Raw genomic sequence first — 17,659 nt, forward strand, 5'->3', positions numbered from 1 at the left:
AGCGTCAAGGAACTCGTCTCCGCGATCAGCCGGTTCATCGAAGGCTGGAACGACCGCTGCCACCCCTTCACCTGGACCAAGACCGCCGACGAGATCCTCACCCACGCCGTCCGTAAGACAACTTCAGACGCGGACCACTAGCCGAACGAGATGTTGAGCCCGGTGCCCTTGCCGCTCGCGATCTCCACGATCTTGACGACCGTGCGCTTCACGCCCCCGCAGGTGCAGTCCAGGAAGATGTTGTAGAGCTGCGTCGCCTGGCCGCAGCGGCCACCGGCGAGGTGGTCGAGGCGGTAGTAGGTCGCCGGACGCGACGAGCTCTTCGCGATCTGGTCGGCGTTGGCGGTGAAGCCCTCGATGCCGCACTCCGAGCCTGCACGGCGTGGGAAGGCCCGCGCACGGGTGATCTGCGACGGCTCGATCGCCTTGCCCTGGTAGCTGAGGTAGCCGTTGAGATAGCCGGTGATGCCGCCCGGGAAGTCGCGCCGCAGCGGGGTGCGCAGGACGATGTCGTGCTTGGCGCCTGCCGTGAGGACCTGCGCGTGGTGGGCGGCAGCGCCGTACCTCGTCTTGGTCGTGACGTTGCTGGAGTTCTGCGGGTAGACCTCCATGTAGGCGTACTTCACCTTGCTGGACACGCAGAAGACGCCGGTGGTCGACGGGTCGCCCCAGGTGCGGGTGAGGCTCTTGTCGTCGGAGCCGTCGGCGGAGATGTCCGAGTTGATGCGCTCGCGGTAGAGGTAGGTGCCGCTGGTGCTCGCCGCCCCGTCACGGTCGACCTTCTTGCGGTTGGCGTCCTGCAGGTCGATGCCGATCAGCACGTTGACCGACCGGTTGTCGGGGTAGCCGTAGATCGCGCCGCCGATGCTCGTCGGGCGGGCGCTCGTGCAGCCCGGCGCCGCGGCGACCGCAGGGGTGGGCGCGAGCGGCGCGAGCAGCGACGTGGCAGCGATGACGGTCAGCAGCATCCGGCGCATGCCGGACATCGTGCACCCGTCAGGCCGATCGCGCAGCCCCCTCAGGTGTCTTCATCCCGACACCCGACGAACCGATACGGGCCAGGGTCACCACCGCGGCGATCACCAGCGCGCCCCCTGCAGCCTGCACGGGCGTGAGGACCTCGTCGAGCACGACCATCGCGACGACCACCGAGACGACCGGCTCGACGGTGCTCAGCACCGCGGTGTCGCTCGGCCCGAGCAGCGCCAGCGCGCCGAAGAAGCAGGCCACCGCGACGACGGTGCCGAGCAGGGCGACGCCGACGAGCGCGGTCCAGGCGGTCCCGGAGGAGGGGTACGCCGCGCCGCGGGTGAGCGCGATCGCGACGTAGACGAGGCCGCACGCACCCATCACGACCGCCGCCGTGGCGAAGGGTCCAACACCGGTGGTGAGGCGGCTGCCCACCACGATGTAGACGCTGTAGGAGACCGCCGCGCCGAGGCCGAGCAGCACACCGGTGAGCTGGCCACCGGCGACGGGGCCGACGGTGAGGGCGGTGCCGGCGGTGGCCGCCGCGACGCAGAGGGCCGCCTTGCGGCTCGGGCGCTGGTGGAGGAAGGCGGCGGCGAGCAGGACCACGAGCGCGGGGTAGAGGTAGAGCAGCAGCGCGGTGAGGCCGGCCGAGATCCGCTCGAGGGCCTGGAAGTAGCACAGCGACTCGACGACGTAGCCGACCCCGCCGAGCAGCGCGAGCGCCCCGAGCTGGCGGCCGCGGGGGAGCTGCTCGCGCCGGATCCTCGCCAGCACGAGCAGGACGACGGCCGCGAGGGTGAAGCGGAACGACAGCACGCCGTAGGTGTCCGCGCCGTCGTCGTAGACCACCTTGGTCAGCACCGGCATCACGCCGAACGACGTCGCGCTCGTCACCGCGAGCGCGACGCCGAAGGCACGTCGCTGGTCCACCGCGCCGACGCTAGCGGCAGCGTCGACCGGGTTGCTCGGCTACTGCGGCAGCTGGTCCAGCCAGACGCCGAGCGTCTCGCCGAGGGTCACGCCGTCGGAGTCACGGAAGCCGCCACCGAGCCCGGCGGGCGCGGTCGGCTCGGCCGAGCTCGCGCTGACGAACCCCGACGAGGTCGTGTACTCCTGGCCGCCGAGGCGGACGGTGCGCTGGGTCGCGCCGCCGTCGCCGCCCGCGCAGGTGCTGTCGTAGGCGAAGGGCGGGGGAGGGCCGTCGTCGGCCCGGCTGCAGCGCGAGGCCTCCTCGAGGGTCCCGGTGCCGCTCAGGGTCGCGTTGGCGAAGACCGCGCCGTCGAGGGCTCCGGTGAGGCCCGTGGCGCCGTAGGTCACGACCTGGTCGCCGATCGCGTCGAGGGCAGGAAGCGGCTTCTGCAGGCTGCGCAGCCGGTTGACGGTGCGCAGGGTCGTCTCGCCCTCGTCGAGGCCCTCGAGGTCCAAGGTGATGCGCACCGGGGCGCCGTCGGTGACGACGCGGATCCGGTAGCGGCCCTGCAGCAGCTCGATGCGCTGCTGCTCGGGGTAGGTGCACTGCTCGGGCAGCGGGTCGCCGGGCAGCAGCTCGGCCTCGCACTCCGGCGGCGGCGTGCCGTCGCCCCAGGTGCGGGTGCCGAGTGCGGTGAACCCCGGGTAGCGGAAGGTGCTGAGGGAGGGGATCGCGTAGCCGAACTGCGCGTCCTTGCGGTACATCTCGAGCCCCACGAAGCGGCCGGTGCCGGAGATGGTCACGTCGGGATTGCCGAGCAGGGCCTTGTCCATCACCGCGTCCTCAGGGACGACGACGTCGAGCCAGCCGCTCGTGCTGGAGACGAACGTGGTGGTGCGGGTGAGCTCGACCGGCCGGGCAACGCGGGCGTCGGCGGGCAGGGAGGTGGCCGCTGCGGCGACGAGGGCTGCAGCGAGCGCGGGACGGAGCAGGTGCTTCACGGATGTCCTCCTCTGGGTGGTGACACCCCGTGACGAGCCAGTTCGACACGAAACGGTTCGGTTCCTCCCTGACCGAACCATCCGGGTCACCAGCGGCTCGTTGTGGTTCGTGAGCGTCCTGACGGCCGGAGGAGGAGCGCTGCCTGCCACGATGCCCCCCGTGCGGGGGCGGGAGGAGGCAGCGGGCTCCCGCGCCGATGCCCGCGAGGCGGAGTTCCGCGCCTTCTACGCGCTGGAGTACCCCGCGCTCGCCCGCTACTGCCACAAGCTCGTCGCCGACCGCGAGCTCGCCCACGACCTCGCGCAGGAGGCCTTCACCCGCATGATCGGGCGCTGGGTGAAGGTCGACGAGCCGCGCGCCTACCTCTACGGCGTCGCGACGAATCTGTGCCGCCGGGCCTGGAAGAAGCGCGCCCAGGACGTCGTCGCCGTCGGGCGGCTCGCGGCCGAGCCGGCCGCCGACGCCGCCTCTCCTGACGGGGCCGTCGTCATGCGCGCTGCCGTCGATGCGCTGCCGCCCAAGCTGCGCGACGTCCTGCTCCTGCACTACTACGCCGACCTCACGGTCACCGACGTCGCTGCCGCCACCGGACGCCCCGTCGGCACCGTCAAGCGCCAGCTGTCGGAGGCCCGCGCGGTCCTCGGCGGCCTGCTGGGAGCCTCCCGTGACTGACTTCCCCGTGCGCCCCGGTGGCGCCGACGCCGTGCTCGCCGCCGCGCGGGTCCGTCGCCTGCGTCGGGCGCTCGCGTCCGGCGGCGCGGCCCTCGCGCTCACCGCGGTGCCCCTGGTCGTGGTCGCGAGCGCCGGCGCTCCGCGCAACGACTCGCTCGTTGCGGTGTCGCCCACGGTGACGTCGCAGCCGGCGGAAGCTCCTGCCTCCGCCTCGCCGTCTGCCTCTGCGTCGTCGTCCGACCCGACTCCGTCGCCGCCGTCCAGCGCTGCCTCCCCGACCTCGTCGCCGCCTGCGGTCCCCGAGGCGTCCGAGGACACGGAGTCGCCCGTCATCAGCCGGCCCGCGACGACGCCCCGCCCGCCGCGTCAGTCCGCCGCCGCGCCGGTCACCCGCAGCTCGTCCACGATCGAGACTGTCGACCTGTGCGACGGCGGGCTGACCGACGCGACGTCGTCGTGGTGCGCCCGCTACACCGGCCCGGCCACCGCGCGACGTGGCCAGAGCGTCCTGCTGTCCTTCGAGCTCTGCCGCTACCCCACCGCTGGCGACGCGACGATCTCCTACGACAGCGAGCTCGAGGTCGACGCCTACGTCGGGAGCTACGACACCCCCGACTGGCGCGCCGGTCAGGGCATCGCCTACTCCGCCACTCCGCACAGCGAGGTCCTGCGCGCCGGCTCCTGCATCGTGTGGTCCTCGCCCTGGGACACCCGCGGCGCCGACGGCTTCCTCGTCGTCCCGGGGGAGTACTCGTTCAGCGGCTCGGCCAACGCCGTGCAGGGCCTGCCCGGTGCCAGCGGCTCCTTCCGCGTGGTGGCCTGACCGGTCTGGCAGGCTCGTCCCCCTGGCGGATGCCGCGAAGGGACCGGCGAGCTACTTCCCCTCGATCGAGGCGAAGTACGGTCTCCCGGTCAGCGAGTGGATCGATCTCGTCCGCGGCCACGCCAACGCCCTGGTCGCTCTCGCGACCGACCCGACGCCGTGACCGTCGTCGCCTGCCTCGAACCGCTCTCTGCAGTTGGGCCTGACGGCTGGTCAGGCTTCCGGAAGGACGAGGCTTGCCGCTGTCGTCCTTCTCGGCGCGATGGGGGTGGTGCTCGCAGCCCTGCTCGCTGTGGTTGTCGCCAGCTGGCTGCATGAGCGTGGGGGCTGCTGGCCGTGGCAGGAGCGGGTCTCGCGGGCGGGGGGATCACCTGCGACGGCGGGCCAGCCCACTTCGGTGTGGAGTAGCCGCCACTGCTGAGCGGTGAACACCCGGACTCTGGGAACGGCAGACAGTCGGGGTTGCGACGAACACCTCCGCGGCGGCGGCCTCCGCACCCTGAGGTCGTGAAGATCGTCGTGTAGTGGGCTCAGGTGCGGGCGCGCGAAAGCGCTGGTCCGCGGCCCGCCGGCTCGCCCCTGCTTCACGACGATCTTCACGATCGCTTCCGGAAGATCAACAGCACATCCGGTACGGCGGGCACGCTCGAGCAGCCGCTCGGGCGCGTGCAGATGTGCTGTTGACCTTGCTGGCGCCGGGGCCGATCAGCAGGCCGGCTCGGGAACGGGGCGCGCTCAGTCGGTGTACGGAAAGGATCCGTGGAAGTGGCGGAGCCGCCAGCGGTCGTCGCGGAGGACCGCGACGCAGGTGAGGCGGAAGGGATCGGGATCGCCGTCGGGCACTCCGTCGTCGTCCTCGACACCGGCCGTCCCAAGCACCGCGAAGGCCAGGAGCCCGGGTTCGCTGGCGAGTGGCAGGACGTGGTCCCAGCCCCACCGCACAGTCCCGTCCAGCTGCAACAGGGCCGCGAGGTAGGAGGTGGTCTGCTCGAGGCCGAGGTTCGCGGCGGCCGTGCCGAAGACCACGACGTCGTCGTCGAGCAGGGCGACCACCCGGTCGAGGTCCTTGCTGGCGACTGCGGTCTGCAGGTCGTCCAGGATCTGCCGCGCCGTCTGCTCCTCGTCCATGCGGCTCATCCTGCCGTGAGCGTCCCGGACCGCAGCACCTGCAGGAGGTCGAGAGGGCGTGCCGCCACCTGGGCCGCACCGGCACCTGCGAGCTCGCCGGGGAGCCCGTAACCCCAGCCGGCGCCGACGAAGCCGACACCCCAGGCGAGCGCACCGACGCAGTCCTCGGCACGGTCGCCGACCATGACCGCGTCCGACGGTGAGGCGTCGAGCCGGCGCAGCGCCTCGGCGATGACATCGGCCTTGCGAGACCGCGACCCGTCGAGCTCGGACCCGACGGCCTCGTCCAGCGACAGGCCGGTTGCGGTGAGGATGCGGCGGGCGAAGACCTCCGGCTTCGAGGTGGCGAGGCACAGCCGCGAGCCGTCGGCCCGCAGGCCCGCGAGGAGGTCGACGATCCCGTCGTACACCTCGAGCTCGGTGATGCCGACCTCCCGGTAGCGCTCGCGGTAGAGCGCGACGGCGGGCTCGGGGTCGACGCCGATGCGGGCGAAGGACTCGTGCAGCGGCGGCCCGAGGAAGGTGCGCAGGACGGCGTCGCCGGGGTCGGGTGCGCCGAGGCCGGCGAGGGCGTGGCGGACGCACCCGACGATGCCGGGCGCGGCGTCGGTGAGGCAGCCGTCGAGGTCGAGCAGGACGACGGGCGGGGTCACGCGGACAGCGCGTCGAGGACCTCGTCGTGCAGCAAGGCGTTGCTGCAGACGACCGAGCCACCGTCCGGGCGCGCGTCGCCGGCGAGGTCGGTGAAGCGGCCGCCGGCCTCCTCGACGATGGGCTGCAGGGCGGCGAGGTCCCAGAGGTTGACCTCGGGCTCGCAGCTGGCGTCGACGGCGCCCTCGGCGACGAGGCAGTGCGACCAGAAGTCGCCGTAGGCGCGGGTGCGCCAGCAGCGGGCCGACAGGTCGAGCAGGCCGGGCAGTCGACCCTGGGCGTCCCAGCCGGTGAGGGAGGAGTACGACAGGGAGGCGTCCTCGAGGCGGGCGACTCCGGAGACCGCGAGGCGGCTGCCGGCGTTGCGATCAGGGCCGGCCCAGGCGCCTTCACCGCGGGCCGCCCACCACCGGCGGCCGAGGGCGGGTGCGGAGACGACGCCGACGCGTACCGCACCGTCGACCTGCAGGGCGATCAGGGTCGCCCAGACCGGGACCCCGCGCACGAAGTTCTTGGTGCCGTCGATCGGGTCGACGACCCACTGCCGCGGGCCGCTGCCGACCAGGCCCTCCTCCTCGCCGAGGACCGCGTCGTCGGGCCGCTGCGCGCCGAGCAGCACGCGGATCGCGGTCTCGACGGCGGTGTCGGCGTCGGACACCGGCGTGAGGTCGGGCTTGGTGTCGACCCGCAGGTCGAGGGCGCGGAAGCGCGCGAGGGAGATCGCGTCGGCGGCATCGGCGAGGTCGTGCGCGAGCTGCAGGTCAGGGCTCATCCGGGTGCCAGCACCAGGGTCCCGTTGTGACCGCCGAAGCCGAAGGAGTTCGACAGCGTCGGCCCCGGCTCCCACGCTCTCGGCTCGAGGACGACGTCGATGTCGAGCTCCGGGTCGATGACCCTCGTGCCCATCGTCGGGGGCAGCTCGCGGTGCAGGAACGACAGCAGGACCGCGGCCGCCTCGACCGCGCCGGCGGCACCGAGCGAGTGACCGGTGACGCCCTTGACGGAGGTGACGGGGACGCCACGCGGTCCGAAGACCGTGGTGATCGCGGCAGCTTCGGCGGCGTCGTTGAGCGGGGTCGACGTGCCGTGGGCGTTGACGTGGCGGACCTGGTCGGCGGTGACGCCCGCGTCGGCCATCGCCATCCGCATGCAGGCCGCCGCGCCGACCCCTCCGGGGGAGGGCGCGGTGATGTGGTGGGCGTCGCAGGTGGAGGCGCTGCCGAGGACCTCGCCGTAGACGGTCGCGCCGCGGGCGAGCGCGGCGTCGCGGTCCTCGAGCAGCAGGACCGCGGCGCCCTCGGCGATGCAGAAGCCGTCGCGGTCGACGTCGAACGGGCGGGACAGCCCAGTCTTCGACAGCGCGGTCATGACTGTGAAGGCGGCGACCGTGGTGGGCGTCATCGACGACTCGGCGCCCCCGGCGAGGACCGCGTCGCAGCGGCCGTCGGCGACCATCCGCGCGCCGGCGGCAACGCTGTGGGTGCCCGCCGCGCAGGCCGTCGTCAGCGTCTCGCACGGCCCCTGCCAGCCGAGCCGCAGCGACACCGCGGCCGCACCGGCGTTGGGCATGACCATCGGGATGGTGAAGGGCGAGACGCGCTTGGGGCCCCGCTCGGCGAGGACGCCGACCTGGGTCTCCAGCGTGCCGACGCCGCCGATACCGGTGCCGAGGTGGACGCCCGCGCGGGTCGGGTCGACTGCCGGGGGACCACCGGCGTGGTCGATCGCCATCTGCGCGGCGGCCACCGCGAGGTGGGTGAAGCGGTCGTGGTGCCGCGCCTCCTTGCCGGTGAGCCACGGTGAGGGGTCGAAGCCCTCGACGGTGCGCTCGCGCCGGTCGAGCGGAGTCGTGCGAAGCCCCTGCCAGAAGGCCTCGAGCCCGATGCCCGCGGCAGACACGACGCCGATGCCGGTGACGACGACGCGACGGCCCATCACGACGCGCCGACCAGCCGGCCGACGAGGGACTCCACCGCGCCGTAGTCGCGGGTGTGCTCCCAGGCGTCGTCGGGGAAGGCGATCCCGAACTCGTCCTCGATGACCATCGCCCACTCGATCGCGGCGAGGCTGTCGACGCCGAGGTCGTCGCCGAGCAGCGCGTCGGGGAGCAGCTCGGTGGGGCTCACGTCGAGCTGGCGGGCCGACAGGTCACGCAGCCGAGAGGTCAGGTCGGCGGGCAGGGTCACGGGCGTCAGCGTAGTTGGGGCAGGATGGCGCCCCGTGGCCACTGCTCTCGTCTTCCCTGGACAGGCCTCGCAGCGCCCGGGCATGGGCGCGCCCTTCCGAGACACCCCCGGGTGGGCGCTGGTCGAGGAGGCCTCCGACGTCGTCGGTCGCGACCTCGCGCGGCTGCTCGTCGAGGCCGACGCCGAGGAGCTGCGCCCGACCCGCGAGGCGCAGATCGCGACCTTCCTCACGTCGCTGCTCGCCTGGCGCTGCCTGACGGTCGAGCCCTCCGTCGTCGCCGGCCACTCGCTGGGGGAGTGGACTGCGCTGGTGGCGGCGGGCGTGGTCTCCGTGGCCGACGGGATCCGGTTGGTGGCCGAGCGCGGCGAGGCGATGCGGGCTGCCGCCGACGCCGCCCCGGGGACGATGGCTGCGGTCCTCGGGCTGGAGCCGTCGGTGGTCGCCGAGGTCTGCACAGGTGTCGAGGGCGTCTGGCCCGCTAACGACAACGCGTCCCTGCACGTCGTCGTCAGCGGCACCCTCGACGGGGTCGCCGCGGTGACCGGTCCGCTCAAGGCGGCGGGGGCCCGCCGGGTGCTGCCGCTCCCGGTCGGTGGGGCCTTCCACACCCCGCTGATGGCGCCCGCGCGGGACCGGCTCGAGGCGGCGCTGAGCCGTGCGTCGTACGCCTCTCCGGTCGTGCCTGTGCTCTCCAACGTGACCGCCGCCCCCCACGACGGGCAGGTGGCGCGGCGGCTGTCGGAACAGCTCACCGCACCCGTGCGGTGGCGCGAGTCGGTGCTCGCGATGGACGTCGACACCGTCGTCGAGGTCGGCCCGGGCGGGGTGCTCGCCGGTCTCGTGAAGCGGATCCGCCCTGATGTGCGGGTCGTCGCCGTCGCCACGCCCGAGGAGGCGCCGTGAGCAGGTCCGTGCTGGTGACCGGGGGCAACCGCGGGATCGGGCTGGCCGTCGCGCGGCAGCTCGCGGCGGAGGGGCACCGGGTCGCGGTGACCTACCGCGGCGAGGCGCCCAACGGGCTGCTCGGGGTGCGCTGCGACGTCACCTCGGCCGACGACGTCGACCGTGCCTTCACCGAGGTCGAGGCCGCGCAGGGCCCGGTCGAGGTGCTCGTCTCCAACGCAGGGATCACCGACGACGGGCTGCTGCTGCGGATGTCGGAGGAGTCGTGGGCGCGGGTGCTCGACGCCAACCTCAGCGGCGCCTACCGGGTCGCCAAGCGGGCGTCGCGCTCGATGCTCAAGGCCCGCTGGGGACGGCTCGTCTTCGTCTCCTCGGTCGTCGGGCTGTCCGGTGCGGCGGGGCAGGCCAACTACGCCGCGTCGAAGGCCGGCCTGGTCGGGCTGTCGCGCTCGATCGCCCGCGAGCTCGGGTCGCGAGGGATCACGAGCAACGTCGTCGCCCCGGGCTACGTCGACACCGACATGACCGCGAGCCTGTCCGGCGCGCGGCGGGCGGAGCTGCTCGCGGCGGTCCCGTTGGGTCGCACGGCTGCGCCGGAGGAGGTCGCCGGGGTGGTGGCGTTCCTCGCCTCGGACGCCTCGTCCTACGTCACCGGGGCGGTGCTGCCGGTCGACGGCGGCCTGGGCATGGGCCACTGATCCGTGCTACTCACCGGTCACCACTAGGGTCGGTCGCATGGAGCGCGCAGAGGTGTTCGGGACGATGCGGGACAAGGCCGTCGAGCTGCTCGAGGTCGCGGCCGACGACGTGCAGGACGACAAGTCCTTCGTCGACGACCTCGAGGTCGACTCGCTGTCTCTCGTGGAGTACACGATGGACCTCGAGGACGTCTTCGGCATCGAGCTGCCGGAGGAGGAGCTGACCGACCTCAAGACGATCGGCGCCTTCGTCGACCTCGTCCACGCCAAGGTGCTCGCGAAGTGATCCTGTCGGGGAAGCGCCTCCTGGTCACCGGGGTGCTGACCGACTCCTCCATCGCCTACTCCGTCGCGCGGCTGGCCGCGGAGCAGGGCGCGACCGTCGTGCTGTCGTCGTTCGGCCGGCCGATGTCGCTGACCCAGCGGATGGCGCGGCGGCTCCCCGGCGAGCCGCCGGTCGTCGAGCTCGACGTGTCGTCGGAGGAGCACCTCGCGGCGCTGCCCGACCGGCTGCGCGAGCACGTCGACGGCCTCGACGGCGTCGTGCACGCGATCGGCTTCGCGCCCGCGTCCTGCCTCGGCCAGGGCCTGCTCGACACCGCCTGGGAGGACGTCGGCACCGCGATGCAGGTCTCCACCTGGTCCTACGCGTCGCTCATCCGCGCCTGCCTGCCGCTGCTCGCCGACAAGGCCTCCTACGTCGGCCTCGACTTCGACGCGCGGGTCGCCTGGCCCGGCTACGACTGGATGGGCGTCGCGAAGGCCGGCCTCGAGTCGGCCAACCGCTACCTCGCCCGCGACCTCGGGCCGCGCGGCTGCCGGGTCAACCTCGTGTCGGCCGGGCCGATCCGCACGATGGCCGCGAAGTCGATCCCGGACTTCGCGAAGTTCGAGGACGTGTGGGGTGACCGCGCGCCGCTCGGGTGGGACGTCGGTGATGCCGAGCCGGTCGCGCAGGCGGTCGTCGCGCTGCTGTCGGACTGGTTCCCCGCCACCACCGGCCAGATCGTCTACGTCGACGGGGGCTTCTCCGCCGTCGGCGTCTGACCGGTCCCCCGTAGCAGGGACTGCAGGGCGAGGACGGTGCGCCAGTTGCGGGCGGTGGCGGCGACGCCGAGCTTCTTGTCCGACAGAGCGAGCTTCGAGCCGTGCACGCCGTTGGCGTAGTGGACGTAGAGCGAGCGCGCCGGTCCGGCCACGACCGCCTCCGGCGGTGTCGCCTCCGGCACCGCGACCGGGTCGCCGGACAGGAAGGCGACGTGCAGGAGCTTGGTTTCGGCGTCGGGGAAGGGGTTGGCCGCGACGACCGCGTCGAGGTCGCGCGCGGTGCGCACCATCACGCGTACGTCGAGACCGGTCTGCACCAGCGCCTCACGGACAGCCGCCTCGAGCCCGGCGGGGCGCAGCGGCGACGTGACGACCGCGTTGCCGCTCTGCAGGTAGGTCACGACGTCGGTGCAGCCGAGGCCCTCCAGCAGCTCGGTCAGGACGGGCATCCGGATCATGTTGCGGCCGCCGACGTTGACCCCGCGCAGAAGCACCACCGCTCTCGCCATGCCCCGCAGTCTGCCCCGCCTACGCTTCGAGCATGACCGCCCTCGACACCGGGTCCCTGACCTCGCCGGTGCTCGCCGCCCGCGCACTCGCTGACGAGCTGCTGCGCCCCGCCGCCGAGCGGGTCGACGCCACCGTCGTCCCGCGCAGCCACCTCGACGCGCTCGCCACCGCCGGACTTCTCGGGGTGAGCGCGCCCGCCGAGCTCGGTGGTGGCGGCCACCCGCCCGCCGTCGGGCGCGAGGTCGTCGAGCAGGTCGCCGGCGCGTGCGGCGCGACGTGGTTCGTGTTGACCCAGCACGCCCTGCCGATGCTCACTGCCGCCCGCACCGGCCACCCCGTCGCGGCTGACCTCGCGAGCGGCCGGCTGCTCTCCGGGGTCGCCGTCGCCCACCTGCGCCGCCCCGGCCCGCCCGCGGTCACCGCCCAGCGCGTCGACGGCGGCTGGCGGTTCGACGGCCACGTCGGGTGGATGACGTCGTGGGGGATCTGCGACGTCTTCCTGCTCGCCGCGGTCGCCGGTGACGAGGTCGTCACTGTCGTGCTCGACGCCGTCGAGCAGCCGGGCCTGACCGCGTCGGAGCCGATGCGGCTGGCTGCCATGACCGCGACCCGCACGGTCACCCTCGACCTCACCGGGCTGCACGTGCCCGACAGCGCGGTCCTCGAGGTCGCGCCCCTGCAGCCCTGGCTCGAGGCCGACCGGCAGAAGACCGCGAACCCGAGCGCCCATACCTTCGGCCTGCAGCGCGAATGCGTGGGCCGGCTGCGCGCCACCGGCGAGCGGCGTGGTGAGCAGGCCGCCCTCGACCTCGCGGAGCAGCTCGCAGAGGAGGGCGAGGTGCTGCGGGCCTCGGCGTACTCCCTGCTCGACGACGTCCACCCGGCCGAGCGCGTCGAGGACCGGCTGACGACCCGGGCCGCGAGCCTCGACCTCGTCGTGCGGTCCGCGACCGCGCTGGTCGCCGCGACCGGCGGGTCGGCGCTGGCCCTCGACGCCGCACCGCAGCGGCTGGTCCGCGAGGCCGTCTTCCACGTCGTGCAGGCCCAGACCGGGCCGGTGCGCGAGGCGACGCTCCGACGAATGGCGAGCCGGTGACCTGGCGGCTGACCGACGCGGACTGGAACTCCTGGCCCGACGGCCTGTCCGATGCCGAGGTGTGGCAGCAGACCGCTTCCTTGAGGATCGAGGGCATCGAGCTCGGGGTCTACGACGCCGCCGTCGAGCTCGCGCCCGCGCGGCTCGAGCAGCTGGCCGCCCTGGCCGCGCAGCACGACGTGCCCGTCGCCGGTGTCCTGCTGTCGCTGCCGGTCGCGCTGTGGCCGGGCGGTGCGCTGTCCGGTGACGTCGACCGCCTCGTCGCGCAGGTCGCGCACTGCGCCGAGGTGTGCCGCTCGCTCGGCCTGCCGGTGCTGGGGCTGTGGCCGGGTGCCGACCCCCAGGGCGCGCGGGTCGTCGAGGGCCTGCGCCGGGTCGTCGACGCGGCCGGTGACGTGCGGGTCGCGCTGGAGTACAAGCCGCAGACCGCCGTCCCCGACAGCCGCGTCGCGATGGACCTCTGCGAGCAGGTGCCGGGCCTCGGCGTGCTGCTCGACACCGGTCACGCCCACGCCGTCGGCGAGGACCCGGCTCGGGTCGTCGACGACCTCGGCGACCTGCTGCTGCACTGCCACCTCGGCGACGCGGCGCTCGGTGCCGGCGACGACGACCTGCCCTGTGGTCGGTTGCACGACTTCGGCTCGCTGGTCGCGGCGCTCGACGCGTCGTTCGCCGGCGCGGCGTCGTTCGACCTCTACGGCGCGGTGTCGTCTGGGGCGATGACCGGCCTCGAGGCTGTCCGGGAGAGCCGCGACCACGTGCTGCTGAGCCGCGCGTGAGGGCGGTCGTCGCGCACGGCCCGGGCGACTTCCGGGTTGCCGAGGCCGACGATCCGAGCGGCACGGTCGTCGAGGTCGAGGCGGCCGGTGTCTGCGCCGCGGACCGGATGCTGTGGACCGGCGCCCACCCCTGGGGCGAGCTGGCCTGGCCGTTCACCCCCGGTCACGAGCTGCTCGGCCGGGTCGTCTCGTCGGACCGCGACGACCTGCCCGTCGGCACCCGTGTCACCGCCGAGGTGAAGCTGCCGTGCCGCTCCTGCCCCACCTGCGTGCGCGGCGACGAGCACCTGTGCCCGCACGGCGCGCACCTCGGCAGCGGCTTCCCCGGGGCCTTCGCCGAGCGGCTCGCCCTGCCGGCCGGCCTGGCCGTCCATGTCGTGCCCGAGTCGCTGTCGACGGATCAGGCCGTCCTCGCCGAGCCGATGGCCTGCGCGGTCCACGCCGTCGCGCGCACCGGCGTCCGACCGGGCGACCACGTCGCGATCGCCGGCCTCGGTGGCCTCGGGGCGCTCGCCGTGGTGGCCGCCCGCGCAGCGGGAGCGGCGTACGTCGTGGCCGTGGTCAGGTCCGACGACAAGGCGCGCCTCGCGCTCTCCCTCGGGTACGACGCTGCCGTCCTCGCCCCCGACGACGCGGCCTTCGACGCCGTGCTCGACGTGTCGGGCTCGGTCGACGCCGTGGCCGTGCTGCTACGCGCCGTGCGACCCGGTGGGCGGGTCGGGGTCTACGGCGTCTACGACCGGCCGCTGCCGCTGGACCTCAACGCGCTGGCGGAGTTCGGCGAGCTGTCGGTCGCCGGCGGGCACCTCGCTCCGGGCTGCTTCCCGACCGCGCTGGCGCTGCTCGCCGGCGTCGACGGTGACCTGGTCGTCAGCGGCCGGCACCCGCTGGAGACGATCAGTGACGCGCTCACCGCCGCGCACCCCCGACGCCTCAAGGAGATCGTGTGCCCGACCTGATCGACCAGCTCGTCACCGTGGGCCGCAAGGCCGTGGCGGCTGGTCTCGTCATCGGCTCGGGCGGCAACCTGTCGGCCCGTGAGCCGGGGGCCGACACCTGCGTCGTGACCGCGAGCGGCACCTGGCTCGACGAGCTCGACCGGGAGGCGTTCTCCGTCGTGCGGATCTCCGACGGGGCCGTGGTCGGCGGGCACCCGACGCCGTCGAGCGAGGTGCCGCTGCACCTCGCGACCTACCGGGTCCGGCCCGACGTCAACGCCGTCGTGCACCTGCACCCGCAGACCTCGGTGCTGCTCGACGCGCTCGGGCACCAGATCAGGCTGCTGACGATCGACCACGCCTACTACGTCCGCGAGGTCCGCTCGACGCCCTTCATCCAGAGCGGCACGCAGGAGCTCGCCGACGCGGGGGCCGCTGCTGTGGCCGACGGCTGCAACTGCGTGATCCTCGGCCACCATGGTTGCTCGGCGCTGGGGACCACGGTCGAGGAGGCCCACAAGCGGGCAGCCAACCTCGAGGAGGCCGCGCGCGCGACGTTGACGATGCTGCAGCTCGGGGACACGACGACGGTCTGCCCGCCGTCCTACCTCGAGACGATCCGCGCCAAGGAAGCCGCGGCTGCCGGCCCGGCCGGTCACTAGTGCTGCTCGCGGCCGGGCTCGACCTCGGCGGCTCGACGGTCAAGGCCTGGGTCGCCGACCTCGAGACCGGCGCCTGCCTCGCGTCGGCGACGGTCGCCGTCACGACGCTGCGACCGGGACCGCACCGCGCCGAGCTCGACCCGGTCGAGTGGGAGGCCGCCTGCAGGTCGGCGCTCGGGTCGGCCGTCGCGCAGGCAGACCGCCCGGGAGCGGACTACGCCGGCGTGACCGTCTGCTCGCTGCGGCAGGGCTTCGTGCTGCTCGACGCGGCCGGTGCGGTGCTCGGCAACGGCGTCCTCAACAGTGACCGCCGAGGCGGGCCTTACGCCGAGGTGCTCGCCGGCACCCATGGCGTGACCGGACACTGGCCGGCACCCGAGTTGACCCTGCCCAAGCTGCTCGCGGTCGCGGCCGAGGAGCCCGACCGCTGGGCCGCCACCGCGCGGGTGCTCTTCGTGCACGACTGGGTGCTGTGGCTGCTGACCGGACGGCAGGTCACCGAGACCTCCTACGCCTGCGCCGGCGGCATGGCCGACGTCGCGCGCCGTGGCTGGGCCGTCGACCTCCTGGAGGTCTCCGGTCTCGGGATGTCGCGGCTTGCGCCGCTGGTCGAGGCCGGCGCGTTCGTCGGTGAGCTGGTCGACGGCTGGGCGCTGCCGGCGTCCCTGCCGGTCGTCGCCGGCAGCGGTGACACCCAGGTCGCCGCGCTGGGTGTCGGCGGGCTGGGCGACGGCGTCGTCACGGTGGTGGCCGGGTCGTCGACGCCGATCCAGGTCGCCACCGCCGCACCGGTCACCGACCCGCTGGGGCGTCCCTGGGTGTCGACGCACGCGGCCCCCGGGCTGTGGGCGGCGGAGGGCAACGCCGGCTACCCCGGCACGATGTCGGGCTGGTGGGCCGACCTCGCGCCGTCGACCGTGGCGCTGACCCCGAGCCCGGTCGTGGCGGTGACCGCCGCGCCCTGGTGGTCGCGCGAGACCTGGCAGCACAAGCCGCCGGCGTCGCTCGTCGGGCTGGGCCCTTCCACCACCGCTGCCGACGTGGCTGGCGCGCTGGTCCAGGCGCACGCCTTCGCTGTCGCCGGCGGGATCGCCGACCTCGACCGGGCCGTGGGGCGCCCGTCGTCCGCCGTCGTCGTCACCGGCGGCGCGGCCTCCGACGGCGTACTGCCCTCACTGCTCGCCGTCGTCCTCGGTCGCGATGTCCACTGGGACGACACCGGCGCGCCCTCCGCGGTGGTCGGCGGGTGCCACCTCGTGGCGCGCGCCATAGGCGCGCACACCCACGTCCCGTCGCTGCCCACCCGCGTCGTGCCCGCGGGGGACACCGCGGACTGGACCTCGGCGCGTGAGCGCTGGCTCGAGGTCGAGGCTGCGCTGCGGGCAGGACTCGCGGACTAGTCCGAGGAGCAGCGAGCGCCCGCGAGGACGCGCGCCAGCGTCAACGGTCGGGGCTGGTGGTCTGTCGCGCCGACCGCCGGACCGCCGGGTCGCGCGTCGACGCGCAGCACGTCGATCCCGCGGTGCAGGTCGAGCGCGTAGACGATCCGCGTGCCCGGGACCCACACCGTCGACCAGGTGCGTGGCTCCGTCGGGACGTAGCTCGCGACCTGGCGCAGCCGGCGCGGGTCGCTCGCGTCGAAGATCCGCACTCCGGCGCCGAACCACGCCGTGGCGACAAGCGGCCCGCTCGTCGAGAACCAGTGCGCCGAGCAGCCGGCACCGGGGCCGGGTGCGGTAGTCGCCTTGCGATCGACCGGTGCGACGCTGTCGAGCACAGTCAGGGGGCGTCCCGTCGCGTGCCCGCGCGCATCGACGCTGTGCAGGCGACCGCCGTCGAGGCAGTCGTCGGCCGTCGACTCCTCAGCGACGAGAAGCACGTCCCCGCGCCCGAGCGGCCCGCGCCAATCCACGTCGAGCGGGCGGAGACTGCCATGCGCGACCCCGACCCGGGTCAGCGCACTGGACCCCGCCGGCCCGGTGGAGGTGAGCTCCACGGGCGCGAGGGGGCTCGCCGCAGCGGTCCGACGGGCCACGCTCGCGCCGAGGTTGCGGACGGGCGCCACGGCCAAGGCGGTGACCCCGCCCTCGCCCGAGAGCCACACCAGCCCACGGTCGTCCTCGTCCAGGTCGTGCACTGCGCCGCTCGCCGCCGGAAGTGGGACCCGGTGGACGACGGGAGCAGACGGGGATCTCAGGTCGACGGCCACGAGGGTGGCCCCGTTGCTGGCGTAGGCCCATCGGCACTCCAGCAGGCAGGTCGCGGTGTGGCCCGCGCCGTCGGGCAGCGGCACCTCGGCGAGCACAGCGGGACGGCTCGGGTCCGCGACTGAGACGACCACCAGCTGCCCGCCCACGGGGGAGTCGGCGGCTCGCACGGGCACGTCCTCGCTGAGCAGCGCGAGGCCACCGCCCACGTCGAGGTCCTCGTTCTGGAAGGTGGGCAGCGGCAGCCGGCCCAGTTCGAGCGGCGACTCCGGACGGCTGACGTCGTACGTCAGCAGACCTGCTGCCGTGGAGACGTGCAGCACGGTGCCGACCAGGCGTGCGCTGACCGCGCCCGGCGCTGGGACCGTGGAGAGCAGGGTGATCGGTGAAGGTGGCGCGGCCTGCGCCGGGACGGTCAGGACCGTGACGGCGAGGACGAGGAGCAGGCGACGGAGCACGCACCGGGGAGCCCGG

Annotated in this window: 22 protein-coding genes; 12 read left to right on the forward strand and 10 right to left on the reverse strand. The window is 74.0% G+C overall.

Annotation, left to right across the window (positions count from 1 at the left end; all coding sequences use genetic code 11):
• The coding region (locus tag Q8R60_08000; GenBank protein MDP3712411.1) for an IS630 family transposase at positions 1 to 141 on the forward strand (141 nt) is incomplete at its 5' end.
• On the opposite strand, the gene Q8R60_08005 is transcribed toward Q8R60_08000, so the two are convergent.
• Genes Q8R60_08005 through Q8R60_08015 form a run of 3 tightly spaced genes read right to left on the reverse strand, consistent with a single transcriptional unit; the run spans position 138 to position 2,883 of the window.
• Positions 138 to 977 carry a hypothetical protein gene (locus Q8R60_08005; GenBank protein MDP3712412.1) on the reverse strand — a complete coding sequence of 280 codons (840 nt, stop codon included), beginning with the start codon at positions 975 to 977 and terminating at the stop codon, positions 138 to 140. The genes Q8R60_08000 and Q8R60_08005 overlap by 4 nt on opposite strands.
• A 19-nt stretch (positions 978 to 996) precedes the next feature.
• Entirely contained in the window at positions 997 to 1,902 is a 906-nt protein-coding gene (locus tag Q8R60_08010; protein ID MDP3712413.1) for a DMT family transporter, read from the reverse strand.
• Between the two features lie 39 nt (positions 1,903 to 1,941).
• On the reverse strand, positions 1,942 to 2,883 hold the full coding sequence (locus Q8R60_08015) for a hypothetical protein (GenBank protein ID MDP3712414.1): 942 nt from the start codon (positions 2,881 to 2,883) through the stop codon (positions 1,942 to 1,944).
• Between the two features lie 160 nt (positions 2,884 to 3,043).
• Here Q8R60_08015 and Q8R60_08020 point away from each other — a divergent pair, with 160 nt between their 5' ends.
• Positions 3,044 to 3,556, forward strand: a complete 513-nt coding sequence (locus tag Q8R60_08020; protein MDP3712415.1) for a sigma-70 family RNA polymerase sigma factor — start codon at positions 3,044 to 3,046, stop codon at positions 3,554 to 3,556.
• Positions 3,549 to 4,379 (forward strand): hypothetical protein, encoded by an 831-nt coding sequence (locus tag Q8R60_08025; GenBank protein ID MDP3712416.1) that lies wholly within the window; start codon positions 3,549 to 3,551, stop codon positions 4,377 to 4,379. The genes Q8R60_08020 and Q8R60_08025 overlap by 8 nt, the downstream gene beginning before the upstream one ends.
• 735 nt (positions 4,380 to 5,114) lie before the next feature.
• Here the strand turns inward: Q8R60_08025 and Q8R60_08030 are convergent.
• Genes Q8R60_08030 through Q8R60_08050 form a run of 5 tightly spaced genes read right to left on the reverse strand, consistent with a single transcriptional unit; the run spans position 5,115 to position 8,344 of the window.
• The gene (locus tag Q8R60_08030; protein ID MDP3712417.1) at positions 5,115 to 5,507 is read right to left on the reverse strand and encodes a nuclear transport factor 2 family protein; all 393 of its coding nucleotides are present in this window, start codon (positions 5,505 to 5,507) and stop codon (positions 5,115 to 5,117) included.
• Between the two features lie 5 nt (positions 5,508 to 5,512).
• On the reverse strand, positions 5,513 to 6,160 hold the full coding sequence (locus Q8R60_08035) for an HAD hydrolase-like protein (protein MDP3712418.1): 648 nt from the start codon (positions 6,158 to 6,160) through the stop codon (positions 5,513 to 5,515).
• Positions 6,157 to 6,930, reverse strand: a complete 774-nt coding sequence (hisN, locus tag Q8R60_08040; protein ID MDP3712419.1) for a histidinol-phosphatase — start codon at positions 6,928 to 6,930, stop codon at positions 6,157 to 6,159. Before hisN ends, Q8R60_08035 begins: the two co-directional genes overlap by 4 nt.
• Complete coding sequence (locus Q8R60_08045) at positions 6,927 to 8,093, reverse strand: beta-ketoacyl-[acyl-carrier-protein] synthase family protein (protein ID MDP3712420.1); 1,167 nt, start codon at positions 8,091 to 8,093, stop codon at positions 6,927 to 6,929. The genes hisN and Q8R60_08045 overlap by 4 nt, the downstream gene beginning before the upstream one ends.
• Positions 8,093 to 8,344 (reverse strand): phosphopantetheine-binding protein, encoded by a 252-nt coding sequence (locus tag Q8R60_08050; protein ID MDP3712421.1) that lies wholly within the window; start codon positions 8,342 to 8,344, stop codon positions 8,093 to 8,095. The genes Q8R60_08045 and Q8R60_08050 overlap by 1 nt, the downstream gene beginning before the upstream one ends.
• A 34-nt stretch (positions 8,345 to 8,378) precedes the next feature.
• Between Q8R60_08050 and Q8R60_08055 the strand changes: the two genes are divergently transcribed.
• The 4 genes from Q8R60_08055 to fabI are packed head-to-tail and all read left to right on the forward strand — an operon-like array spanning position 8,379 to position 10,993.
• A complete protein-coding gene (locus Q8R60_08055; protein MDP3712422.1) occupies positions 8,379 to 9,248 on the forward strand; it encodes an ACP S-malonyltransferase in 870 nt (289 codons plus the stop codon).
• Positions 9,245 to 9,946 (forward strand): 3-oxoacyl-ACP reductase FabG, encoded by a 702-nt coding sequence (gene fabG, locus Q8R60_08060; protein MDP3712423.1) that lies wholly within the window; start codon positions 9,245 to 9,247, stop codon positions 9,944 to 9,946. The genes Q8R60_08055 and fabG overlap by 4 nt, the downstream gene beginning before the upstream one ends.
• A gap of 37 nt (positions 9,947 to 9,983) precedes the next feature.
• Complete coding sequence (locus tag Q8R60_08065; protein ID MDP3712424.1) at positions 9,984 to 10,232, forward strand: acyl carrier protein; 249 nt, start codon at positions 9,984 to 9,986, stop codon at positions 10,230 to 10,232.
• Complete coding sequence (gene fabI, locus Q8R60_08070) at positions 10,229 to 10,993, forward strand: enoyl-ACP reductase FabI (protein MDP3712425.1); 765 nt, start codon at positions 10,229 to 10,231, stop codon at positions 10,991 to 10,993. The genes Q8R60_08065 and fabI overlap by 4 nt, the downstream gene beginning before the upstream one ends.
• Here fabI and Q8R60_08075 read toward each other — a convergent pair.
• On the reverse strand, positions 10,957 to 11,502 hold the full coding sequence (locus Q8R60_08075; protein ID MDP3712426.1) for a DUF1697 domain-containing protein: 546 nt from the start codon (positions 11,500 to 11,502) through the stop codon (positions 10,957 to 10,959). The two genes, fabI and Q8R60_08075, sit on opposite strands and share 37 nt — an antisense overlap.
• Positions 11,503 to 11,534: 32 nt before the next feature.
• Here Q8R60_08075 and Q8R60_08080 point away from each other — a divergent pair, with 32 nt between their 5' ends.
• From Q8R60_08080 to Q8R60_08100, 5 genes are read left to right on the forward strand one after another with little or no spacing between them, the layout of a single operon-like run.
• Positions 11,535 to 12,599 (forward strand): acyl-CoA dehydrogenase family protein, encoded by a 1,065-nt coding sequence (locus tag Q8R60_08080; GenBank protein MDP3712427.1) that lies wholly within the window; start codon positions 11,535 to 11,537, stop codon positions 12,597 to 12,599.
• Complete coding sequence (locus tag Q8R60_08085) at positions 12,596 to 13,378, forward strand: TIM barrel protein (protein ID MDP3712428.1); 783 nt, start codon at positions 12,596 to 12,598, stop codon at positions 13,376 to 13,378. Before Q8R60_08080 ends, Q8R60_08085 begins: the two co-directional genes overlap by 4 nt.
• Positions 13,375 to 14,337 (forward strand): alcohol dehydrogenase catalytic domain-containing protein, encoded by a 963-nt coding sequence (locus Q8R60_08090; GenBank protein MDP3712429.1) that lies wholly within the window; start codon positions 13,375 to 13,377, stop codon positions 14,335 to 14,337. Before Q8R60_08085 ends, Q8R60_08090 begins: the two co-directional genes overlap by 4 nt.
• Entirely contained in the window at positions 14,325 to 14,978 is a 654-nt protein-coding gene (locus tag Q8R60_08095) for a class II aldolase/adducin family protein (protein ID MDP3712430.1), read from the forward strand. The genes Q8R60_08090 and Q8R60_08095 overlap by 13 nt, the downstream gene beginning before the upstream one ends.
• Positions 14,978 to 16,378, forward strand: coding sequence for an FGGY-family carbohydrate kinase (locus Q8R60_08100; protein MDP3712431.1), 1,401 nt, complete (start codon positions 14,978 to 14,980; stop codon positions 16,376 to 16,378). The genes Q8R60_08095 and Q8R60_08100 overlap by 1 nt, the downstream gene beginning before the upstream one ends.
• On the opposite strand, the gene Q8R60_08105 is transcribed toward Q8R60_08100, so the two are convergent.
• Positions 16,375 to 17,643 (reverse strand): hypothetical protein, encoded by a 1,269-nt coding sequence (locus tag Q8R60_08105; protein ID MDP3712432.1) that lies wholly within the window; start codon positions 17,641 to 17,643, stop codon positions 16,375 to 16,377. The genes Q8R60_08100 and Q8R60_08105 overlap by 4 nt on opposite strands.
• Positions 17,644 to 17,659: the final 16 nt, after the last annotated feature.

Source organism: Mycobacteriales bacterium, assembly GCA_030697205.1.
Classification (GTDB): domain Bacteria; phylum Actinomycetota; class Actinomycetes; order Mycobacteriales; family SCTD01; genus JAUYQP01.